General features: G+C 33.3%; 8 protein-coding genes and 1 pseudogene. 5 read left to right on the top strand and 4 right to left on the bottom strand.

The genetic code is table 11. The annotated features are described in order from the left end of the window. Positions 1–113: pseudogene (locus FOF46_RS32835) on the top strand (IS982 family transposase); the annotation flags it as partial. A gap of 76 nt (positions 114–189) precedes the next feature. Here FOF46_RS32835 and FOF46_RS29345 read toward each other — a convergent pair. The 4 genes from FOF46_RS29345 to FOF46_RS29330 form a co-directional block, all read right to left on the bottom strand. Next, a complete protein-coding gene (locus FOF46_RS29345) occupies positions 190–1,119 on the bottom strand; it encodes an NHL repeat-containing protein (RefSeq protein WP_143919002.1) in 930 nt (309 codons plus the stop codon). An 84-nt stretch (positions 1,120–1,203) separates the two neighbouring features. After that, a complete protein-coding gene (locus FOF46_RS29340) occupies positions 1,204–2,319 on the bottom strand; it encodes a helix-turn-helix domain-containing protein (RefSeq protein WP_143919001.1) in 1,116 nt (371 codons plus the stop codon). 93 nt (positions 2,320–2,412) lie between these two features. Continuing rightward, on the bottom strand, positions 2,413–2,772 hold the full coding sequence (locus tag FOF46_RS29335) for a YraN family protein (protein WP_143919000.1): 360 nt from the start codon (positions 2,770–2,772) through the stop codon (positions 2,413–2,415). Between the two features lie 2 nt (positions 2,773–2,774). After that, on the bottom strand, positions 2,775–3,671 hold the full coding sequence (locus FOF46_RS29330; protein ID WP_143918999.1) for a S66 peptidase family protein: 897 nt from the start codon (positions 3,669–3,671) through the stop codon (positions 2,775–2,777). A gap of 106 nt (positions 3,672–3,777) precedes the next feature. On the opposite strand from FOF46_RS29330, the gene FOF46_RS29325 reads away from it, so the two are divergent. From FOF46_RS29325 to FOF46_RS29310, 4 genes are all read left to right on the top strand, one after another. Next, positions 3,778–5,304, top strand: a complete 1,527-nt coding sequence (locus FOF46_RS29325; RefSeq protein ID WP_143918998.1) for a DUF1800 domain-containing protein — start codon at positions 3,778–3,780, stop codon at positions 5,302–5,304. Positions 5,305–5,311: 7 nt separating this feature from the next. Continuing rightward, complete coding sequence (locus FOF46_RS29320) at positions 5,312–6,940, top strand: DUF1501 domain-containing protein (protein WP_143918997.1); 1,629 nt, start codon at positions 5,312–5,314, stop codon at positions 6,938–6,940. A 103-nt stretch (positions 6,941–7,043) separates the two neighbouring features. Then, positions 7,044–9,098: a methionine--tRNA ligase gene (gene metG, locus FOF46_RS29315; protein WP_143918996.1), complete on the top strand. Its 2,055-nt coding sequence runs from the start codon at positions 7,044–7,046 to the stop codon at positions 9,096–9,098. A gap of 73 nt (positions 9,099–9,171) precedes the next feature. After that, positions 9,172–10,650 carry a hypothetical protein gene (locus FOF46_RS29310; protein WP_143918995.1) on the top strand — a complete coding sequence of 493 codons (1,479 nt, stop codon included), beginning with the start codon at positions 9,172–9,174 and terminating at the stop codon, positions 10,648–10,650. The last annotated feature ends 367 nt before the right edge of the window (positions 10,651–11,017 follow it).

The raw sequence follows: 11,017 nt of genomic DNA, 5'->3' as shown, positions 1-11,017 counted from the left end.
AGGGATTTAAAAATAGAATCTTATCAAAGATCACAGCAATGACCATTATTCAATATATCAATAGGTTTGAATTCAACAGAAATATAAACAACCTAAAAATTAATATTAACTAAATGCACAACGGGTTTTTCTTTTTTAGCAGCTATTACATTAAGTTACCAAACAAATTATCAAAAAGACTTAATTTGGTTACAGTTTTATTTTACGCACACCTCCACTTCCTGTATATTCTGAGATATATAATGTTTTAGTGTATTTGTTAGCAGCTATGCCATTTGGATTATGAAAAGATGCCTCTAACAAAGGTCCGTCGACTTGTCCAACTTCACCAGTGCCTGCCAGAATCTCTATTTCACCATTCATTGAAATTTTATAAATATAATTTACCGCAATTCCTGTAGCATAAATAGTATCATTTATCACCGTAATATAACCAATACCAAAATTCTGAATTACAATATCTGGTATATTAGCAATCAAAGAAATCTCACCTTTTTTATCAATAGAGTAAATATCTGCCGTATAAAAATTAGCAACAATTACATTTCCTTTACTATCCAAATCAATCCCCACACCTCCTAATAATCTTGGATCGTTTGCATATACTGTCATTTCGCCGCTAGAAGAAATTTTATGAACCGTAGGAGCCGTATAATTAGAAATATACAAATTGTCATAAGAATCTATAGTCATGCTACTAGGCCATCCATCTATAGTTGCAATAATTTCACGATCTCCATTAGGTTTTATCTGTAATACTTGACCATTTACTGTATTATTAGCATTATTAACATACAAATTATCTTTAGAATCTTTTGCAGTTCCCATAGGCCCTGACAGGCCAAGTATTGTATCCAAAATTTTTCCTTTTGGAGATAGTTTAAAAATTCGAGTACCACTACCTCCTGTATCAACAAACCGTCCGTATTCTGAAACATATACATTCCCAATTCTATCAACAGATACTGCACCATTCCCTGCAAAATCACTAATTAATGTTTTTACTTCGGGATCAGGATTAATCCCATCTCCACTACAAGATAAATGTAATAGCAAAATACTAAATAAGAGAGCTAACGAAGTTGTTACATACGCGACCTTTTTTAAAAGTGTTCTCATTTCTTTGTTTTTTAAAGTTTCAATAAAAGTATTTTCAAAAAACAAAAAAATCGACCGCTTGGGTACATCTAAACCCTTTTGCATCTATAAAGAATCTATTTTTTTTACATAACCACTTGGGGTATCTTTAACTATCATTTTGAATGCCTTATTAAAAGTAGATTTAGAATTAAAACCAGAATCCATTGATAATGCCAGTAGTGTATGTTGATGATGCTCGCCACTCTTAATCTTTTCTACAAATGCTCTCACTCTATATGTATTAATATACTCATAAAAAGTTGTTTTATGAATATTATTAAGAAGCCATGAAACATTATTAGTAGAGGTTTTTAAATTTTTAGCCAGATCAACTAGGGTTAGTTTATGATCCAGATATATTTTCTCTTCAATCATAAGTTTTTCTAATCCTGCTTTTAATTCTTGTAAGATCTGCCCTTCTAATCTTTCTCTATTTTTAGCTTGTTCCTTTCGCAATAGTGGCATTCTAAAAATATCAGGTTGTTTGAGACTATAAAAACCTATTACATAAATAAAAACAGAAACTACTATCCATATTGCATTATAACTTAAGAAAGATGAATAAATATTAAAGAAATATGCCAATATATAACTTGCAATCCAAAGCAATAAAAACAAAGCGCTTATAACTAAAATTGTTTTGAGATATGTGGCTAAATGTTGAGAATATGATACGTTATTTTTTTCTTCTCTTTGATACATTTTCAATAATTGAAAACAACGATAACCAAAATAAAAATTAAAAATGATTCCAACGGTTTCTACAATTAAAAAAGGTCCCGTAAGGCTTCCGTTCTGAAACATCAAAAAAAATTCATCATAGGAATACTGATATGTCCATAAATGATATATTACCATCCCTAATGCCGGAATAAAATAAGTGTACTTTAAGACATATTTTGTTTTTTCATTAAATATCAATCTTCGATAATAAAGGTAGAATAGGGGTCCAAATATAAAAACTAGTATATCCACAAAAAGAGCAAGTCTAAAAAAGAATATATTAGGAAACCCCACAGTGAAGAAAAATCGACCTGTTAGCATTATAGAAGCGATAATTAAAATCATTGACAATACTCTATTGGCTAACCTGTTTTTATTTTGCAATACCTGAAGTACTATTGCCAAAAATATTCCTTGACTAATTCCCAAAAAGACCACAAAATCAATAACATCCATAGTTTGTATTAAAAAGAAATTAAAACTTACGTAAAATTATTTGATTAAAAATAATTCTCGACCTAGGGTATACATTAGCACGGTTTTATTCTTCTAAAAATGATAAAATGCACTCTCAAGATGCTCAATATTGGTTCCTTGTTTATTTTTTATAATCGCTACAATATCAAAACGTACTTCTACATCCAAATCATGTTCTGTAATATAATGATCCATAACCCTAACCAACGATTGCATTTGTTTAGGTTTTACAAAGTCTTGTGGATTTCCGAACTCTGGTGTACTTCGTGTTTTTACTTCTACTGCTATTACTATATCTTCATTTCTGGCAATGATATCTACTTCGGATTTTAAATATCTATAATTTCTCTCCAAAATATCATATCCTTTATGGATAAGAAAGTTAACTGCTAATTCTTCTCCTTTTTTACCTAGAGCATTATGTTCTGCCATAATTATATATATTCTAATACTACTTCATCATGTTTTACTGTAAGAGAGGCTTCTGCACCAAAAATCAGAGCTCTATTGTCCTCAATATGCCCAAATGGAAATTTAAATGCAACCGGGAAATCGTATTCTGAAACTATATCCAAAATGATCCTTTTTGCCTTTTTACCAAATGGGATATTATTATCATGCATGTTGGTCATCCCTCCCACAATTAATCCTGATAGATTATCAAAATAGCCGTTTCGTTTAAGGTTATATAACATTCGATCAATATGATATAAATATTCGTCTAAATCCTCGATACATAAAATTTTACCCGAAGTATCTAAGGAAGATGCTGAACCACATAAAGAATATAGAATAGATAAATTTCCTCCTATCAATTGACCTGTACAGGCTCCAGCAATATTCTTTTTTGAAGAAGGGATAGTATATTTTATTTTTTTTCCAAAAATAGTATCCTTCAAAGAAATTTGCGCTGCTTTGGTCCCTTTATGAATATCAATTGGCATAGGAGCATGTAATGACCGTATTCTCAAAGTATGAATATGAGAATGTAATACTGTAATATCAGAATATCCAATAATCCATTTTGGGGATTTGCAAAAATTAGAAAAATCTATCTGATCAATAATTCTTACTGTACCATAACCCCCTCGTGCACACCAAATTGCTTTAATTTCTTTGTCATCAAGCATTCTTTGAAAATCCTCTATTCTGTCTTGATCTGTCCCGGCAAACTGGTTGTTTGCTATTCCTATTGTTGAACCCAGTATAGGGTCTAGTTCCCAGCTTTTTAGCAGTGCTATTGCTTCACGCACTTCTTTCATATTAATTTTTCTAGCCGTAGAAACAATAGCTATTTTATCTCCAACTTTAACAGAATCAGGGGTAAACATTTCTTAAATTTTCAATTTTACGATACTAATTAACAAAGACTTTCGTTATAATCTATTATATTGTACACAATTTTGTCCCTAAATTCTATTAATAAACCTGTTGTCTATGATGTCAGATACTACATGTAATCTAGCTTCCTTAGCCGAATATGTCCCTTCTCCAGCTAATCCCTGGAACGTAAACAAAGTTCATCATTTGTATCGTAGGATTGCTTTTGGAGCATCAAAAGCCGAAGTTACGGCTGCCTTAACGCAGACTCCTTCTGCGTTAATAGATCAATTAATTGGTGACGCTCTTGCTTTAATTCCTACAGCTCAACCTTTATGGTGGAATTGGAATAGAGACCAGTTTGAAGCGGCCGAAAACGCTAATGAAGAAAACACTGTTGGATTCTACCGCCGCCAATGGAAAAACCAAATGGTTGGTGATTTGATACAAAACAAAGTTAGAGATCGATTAACGCTATTTTGGAGCAATCATTTTGTTACAGAAGATGATGTTTATAGAAGTCCTGCTTATCAATACCAATATTATAATCTTCTCCAGATGCACTCATTGGGGAATTTTAGAGATTTTGTATCAGATATAGGAATTACCAATGCTATGTTGGTATATCTTAATGGTGATGAAAATATACGAGATCGTCCTAACGAGAATTATGCTCGAGAATTATACGAGCTATTCACTCTTGGTGTCGATAATGCATATACTGAAGATGATATTCAGGAAACGTCAAAAGCACTTACCGGGTATGTAAATACCAATGATATACCATGGGGTGATATTCTATTTAATCCAGCACAATTTAGTAACGAATCTAAAACTATTTTCGGGCAAACCGGAAACTGGACATATGATGATGTCATCAATATTTTATTTACACAGAGAGAAACTCAGGTAGCCACTTTTATTTGCACCAAATTATATGCATATTTTGTGAGCCCTACGTGTAATGAAGCTATAGTTGATCAAATGGCTCAAACTTTTATCACCAATGGTTTTCAAATTGCACCGGTACTTAGTCAGCTGTTTAAAAGTGAACACTTTTTTGATCAAAATGCAATAGGATCAATTATCAAAAGTCCTTGTGATTTGATGATTTGCTTTTTTAATGAATTAGGGTTTACATTATCCGATACAGACGTTAATGATTATGTACGAGGTACTGTTCGCATTTTGGGACAGGACGTGTTAAATCCCGTAGATGTAGAAGGTTGGCAAGGTGATGAAGATTGGATTAGTCCTGACCTTTTAATAGGTCGTTGGGAAAGTGCAAGATTTATTGTCAATAGAGCATGGGCTCAGGATCAGCAACAATTTAGAGATTTTGTTGTAGGTTTACCCATAGGAGAATTATCTGAAGGAAATCTTGTCAATACGCTAAGTGGTTCAGAAGTGGACATTGTAGTTCGAGCATTAGTAAATTACTTCTTCCCTCGAGGTATAGCTGACCCTGTTATTTTTAATGAAATTTCTGGTGTCTTTAGAGATGTTCCAGCTTTTCCTCCCAGTTACTATGACGTAGGAGCTACTGACCCTGCGATATGGAGACTAGACCGACCCGAGGTATCAGAACAATTTCTTGCGTTCTTAGACTACATTGTAGACATCCCTGAATTTCAACTTAAATAAAATTGCCATGTGTGAAACTAATCACAATCAAAATATAAAATTAGACAAAGACGGTAACTGTAATACCGACGATCATAAAAAATGGAACCGACGATCATTTCTACAAGCCTTAGGGCTAGCAGGTGGAGGATCGATGATGCTTGCTAATACACCGCTTTCGGTTTCAAGACCTTCTCCATTATCTATAGCGCTAAGTCAAGCTCAAAACGATAATATTTGTGTTTTTGTACGTTTAAGTGGAGGTAATGATGGGTTTAATACCATAATCCCAGTTTATGATTATGATGTATATGCCAATGCAAGACCTTTAATACGAATACCACCCAGTGAATTTATTACTCTTGATGATGATTTTGCTATGCCAAAACCCATGAATAAGCTTGAAAGTGTATGGGGTGATGGAAAAATGAAAGTAGTTCATGGTGTTGGATATGAAGATTCATCGTTATCACATTTTAAAGGATCAGATATTTATGCAAACACTAATCTACGAGAAGATGATCGTACCGGGTTTATGGGTAGATATTTTGGCGAAATTTATCCTGATTACTTTTTTAATCCACCTCCAAGTCCTCCTTCTATTCAGATAGGAAGTATTGGAAATTTAATTTTTAAAGGTCCTGAAAGTGATTATTCTTTTGCGATTTCTAATCCGGATAGATTACTTCAAATTATAGAAAATGAAACTTTTTACGATTTAGAAGGACTTGATGAGTGTACTTATGGTGATAGATTAAGATTCCTAAGAGAAGCAACAAATACGACCTTCAATTATGCCGAAGTGATTAGTGCTGCTTACAATAGATCTTCTGATTTTGGCGGATACCTGGATGACAGTTTAGGACGACAATTCAGTATCATATCAAGATTAATTAAAGGAAACCTAGGTACCAAAGTATTCTTGATTACTTTAGGTGGGTTTGACACTCATAATAATCAACCGCTAAGACACCAGGAGTTATTGAATTCATTCTCTGAATCTGTAAATAATTTTTATGCAGATTTAACCGCTGCCGGATGGGATGATAAAGTACTTACTATGACCATGTCAGAATTTGGTAGACGATTTAGAGAAAATGGTTCTCTGGGAACAGATCATGGTACTGCGGCACCAACCATGTTCTTTGGAACTGCGCTTAACGGAAATGGTTTTGTAGGTGAACATCCTGACTTAAATAGTTTGACACGAGGAGGAAATGTAACCAATACCATGGACTTTAGAAGAGTGTATGCCTCGGTTATGAAAGATTGGCTATGTATTGATGAAGGAATGGTAGGAAGAGCACTATTAGATACCGATGGTGGTCCTTTTGAATCTCTAGATTTAGGATTTAACTGTTCTGGCACCACTTCTAACATCCCAAATGATGGAGAAAATCTAACCCATATTGTTTCGTACAGTGATAATCAAACGTATATTAATATTGTAAGTCCGATGACAATGCATGTCGAAGTATCGCTATACAATGTAATTGGACAACAAGTTGCCATATTGAGTAATGAGATGCTTATGGAAGGAGATGATTTGGTAATTGACGTAAAACAAGCGGCAAGTACGAGATTAAGTACAGGACCATATGTATATCAAATTCAGACCAATATCGGCAATTTTAGCAGGTCGATTGTAATCTCATAAATCAACATACAAGACCACAGTAAGTGTCCAAAATAATTGGACGTTGCTGTGGTCATATTTTGCAAGTGTTTTTATTACCTTTGTGCCTTATTTTTTTAGCATTATGAGCACAAACGGAAGATACACGATTACAGCAGCTTTACCATACACCAATGGCCCAATTCACATAGGCCATCTTGCAGGTGTCTATGTCCCTGCAGATATTTATTCACGTTACTTAAGAATTACAGGCAAAGATGTTGCTTTTATCTGTGGTAGTGATGAGCATGGTGCTGCAATCCCAATGCGAGCTAAAAAAGAAGGAGTTTCTCCTCAAGTTATTATTGATAAATATCACGCTATTATAAAAAAATCCTTTGAGGAGTTCGGGATTTCATTTGATAATTACTCGAGAACCTCTGCTCCTATCCATCATGAAACTGCTTCAGAATTCTTCAAAAAACTCTATAAAGATGGTAAGTTTATAGAAGAAACTTCAGAACAGCTCTATGATCCTGAAGCTGATCAATTTCTTGCAGATCGATTTGTAACAGGTACATGTCCAAAATGCGGTAATGAAGAAGCATATGGAGATCAATGTGAAAACTGTGGTAGTTCTCTTAATGCCACAGATTTAATTAATCCAAAATCTACTATCTCCGGAGCAGAACCAATAACCAAACAAACAAAGCATTGGTTTTTGCCATTAGATCAATACGAAAGTTTTCTAAGAGAATGGGTTTTAGAAGGTCATAAAAAAGATTGGAAAACTAATGTGTATGGGCAAATCAAATCCTGGGTAGATGACGGACTTCGTCCTCGAGCAGTAACTCGTGATTTAGATTGGGGTATTCCTGTGCCAGTAGAAGGGGCCGAAGGAAAAGTGTTATATGTATGGTTTGATGCTCCTATTGGATATATATCTTCTACTAAAGAATGGGCAGAAAGAGAAGGAAAAGACTGGGAACCTTATTGGAAAGATTCAAATACCAAATTAGTTCATTTTATAGGAAAAGATAATATCGTGTTTCACTGTATTATTTTCCCGAGTATGCTCAAAGCAGAAGGAAGTTACATATTACCCGAAAATGTCCCAGCCAATGAGTTTTTAAATCTTGAAGGAAATAAATTATCTACCTCAAAAAACTGGGCGGTATGGCTACACGAATATCTTGAGGAATTTCCTGATAAACAGGATGTTTTAAGATATGCGCTTACAGCAAATGCTCCTGAAACCAAAGACAATGATTTTACCTGGAAAGATTTTCAGGCGCGTAATAATAATGAGTTAGTAGCCATATTTGGTAACTTTATTAATAGAGTGGTTGTATTAACCAATAAATATTATGATGGTATCATACCGGCGCCAAGCACATTATTTGAAATTGATAAACAAACCCTAGCAGAGCTTAAAGCCTATCCTGTTGTGATCTCGAGTTCTATAGAACGATACCGATTTAGAGAAGCTAGTCAGGAATTATTAAATGTAGCCCGGTTAGGAAATAAATATCTAGCAGATGAAGAGCCATGGAAGACCATTAAAACTGATGAAGAACGTACTAAAACTGTTATGTATGTAGCACTACAAATTGCTTCGGCACTTGCCACATTATCAGAACCGTTTCTACCATTCACAAGTAGCAAACTAAAATCGATTCTTGATCATTCTGGGTTAAACTGGGAAGAAATTGCAACAAAAGATGTACTACTCCCTGAAGGACATCAAATTGGAAAAGGAGAATTATTATTTTCAAAAATAGAAGATGCAGAAATACAACGCCAATTAGATAAATTAGAAGCTACTAAAAAGGCAAACGCTGCAGAAAAAAAAGCCATAGAGCCACAGAAAGAAACTGCTACTTTCGAAGATTTCACCAAATTAGATATTAGGGTAGGAACCATCGTAGAAGCAGAAAAAATGCCTAAAGCAAAGAAACTTCTGGTCCTTAAAGTGGATACAGGAATTAACACAAGAACGATAGTTTCTGGAATTGCTGAGCATTTTACTCCTGAAGAAATCGTGGGTAAAAAAGTAACCGTACTGGTCAATCTCGCCCCAAGAAAACTACGTGGTGTAGAAAGCGAAGGCATGATCCTTATGACAGAAAATCCTGAAGGTAAAATCGTATTTCTAAATCCGGACGAAGACAACGTAAATCCAGGCGCGATCGTTAGTTAGTTTTTTAAAAAAAGTTGCAAAATTGGTAACAAATCTGATTCTTATGACATTCATAAGAAGATAATGTTATTTTATGAAAAGAAATATTCTTACCCTAATATCGATTTTTTCCTTTGTCTTATTTTCTTTCTCACAAGAATTAATTTCTAAAGATGAGCTGCGCTTAAAATCAAATCTAAGCGAAAGAAGAGAATCTATCCCGATTGTTAACTCGTTAAGCAACGAATTATCACTATTCATTGCAGACAGGAAAGATATTTATTTTAATAAGTACAATTCAGGTTTTGAGATCATAGATCAACAAAAATTTGAAAGACCAAAGTCAAAGGCTAAAAATATTTTAGAAAAAGTAAATTCAGGTGAAAACAAATATCTGTTTTTACTGTCAGATGATTCTAAAAAGAAAATGGAGCTTATTAAAATAAATACCAAAAAAGCAAAAATTGAGCTTATTACCACTACTATATTATCAGAAAAAGAACGTTTTCTAAAAGCTTTTACTTATAAAAATCAAATTTTCATTCTAGCTATACCTAAAAAGACTTCAATACTAAATATCCACAAGATAAAACCAATTGGGGAAAAAGAGACTTTAACATATGATCTCACTAATGAAGAATTCTTTGATAAATATGACAAAATAACGTCACTATATAAATCCTTTCTAATATCTCAAGGAGGGATTAGCAAAGCAATATTTGATACTGAATATATAGAGGAGGGCATTCCTAATTCCTTGGAAGTAACTTCAAAACCTATTAAACTTTATAGGCGTGACAACTCTATTATAGTGACACTAGACGTAGGAAATAAGTATACACAAGTATTAACTCTTAATCTAGATACTGTTAATTACAAAATATCCAATATAAAAAAACCTGTATTGCAAGACATTAATAAAACCAATAAAGCATTCATTAAATCGAACTCTTTTCTATCAAGAAACAGATTATATCAAATTATTGGTATTAGAGGTCAAATGAAGTTTAAAGCTACCGACTTGACATCCAATGAAATTATTAAAGAAATTGCTTTAGGGAGAAAAGATACTATTACATTTAAGAACACACCTATTATACAGGAAGGAGCAATGTATAATGGGTATAGAGAAATGGAAAAAACACAAAAGTTTTTGAGAAAAATTGCATCGGGAAAAATCGGAGTTTCTGCTCACTATATAAAAGATACAATACAACTTACCTTAGGAGGAGTAAAAGAAATAAGAGGAGGAGGTGCTCCTATGGTTGGATTTGGGTTTGGTGCTGTTGGAGGTGCTACTTTTGGAGTAGCGAATGCTTTTGCGACCCCAACATATTATGCTTATGCTAGCTATGCATCAACAATATCTACTCGTATCCATTGTCTATTTGATGAACAAATGTCTCATCTAGAAGGTGAAGTGCCAACCAATGCTTTTGATAAAATCAAGGATTTTTCTGAAGATATATATAACGAAAAAGCTGAAACCGTATTCAAATTTAATGGGTATTATGTTTATGGATATTATGATTCTTTATTACATAAATACTTTCTTAGAAAGTTCGAAGATTAAAACCATGTAATATTAACCATGCTTAAAACAATACATAATCCAATAGTATAACTATTAAATTAACACACTTACTCCTAGTAAAAAACATATATCATATAAAATTAATCATATGTATAGATTATACTTCCTCTGATTTGTAATTTTCCAACAAAATTAAGTCAATCATGAGAAAAAACATTTTAATATTCACGCTGCTGAGTCTTAACCTTGCAAGTGCACAATTGAATTTAGATTTTGATGGATAATTCGGTTTGATTTGTGCCACTGATTTCGGAGCTATAGTGCCAGTAATTTCAGTTCAAACTGTGCCACTTTTTACAGTTCGAATTGTGCCAATGTAAATTGAGTCGAGTTAATTTCGGTTCTA

The sequence above is a fragment of the Aquimarina algiphila genome (genome assembly GCF_007489275.1).
GTDB classification, from domain to species: domain Bacteria; phylum Bacteroidota; class Bacteroidia; order Flavobacteriales; family Flavobacteriaceae; genus Aquimarina; species Aquimarina algiphila.
The sequence above is the reverse complement of the archived record's forward strand: the minus strand, read 5'-3'. Positions and strand labels throughout refer to the sequence as shown.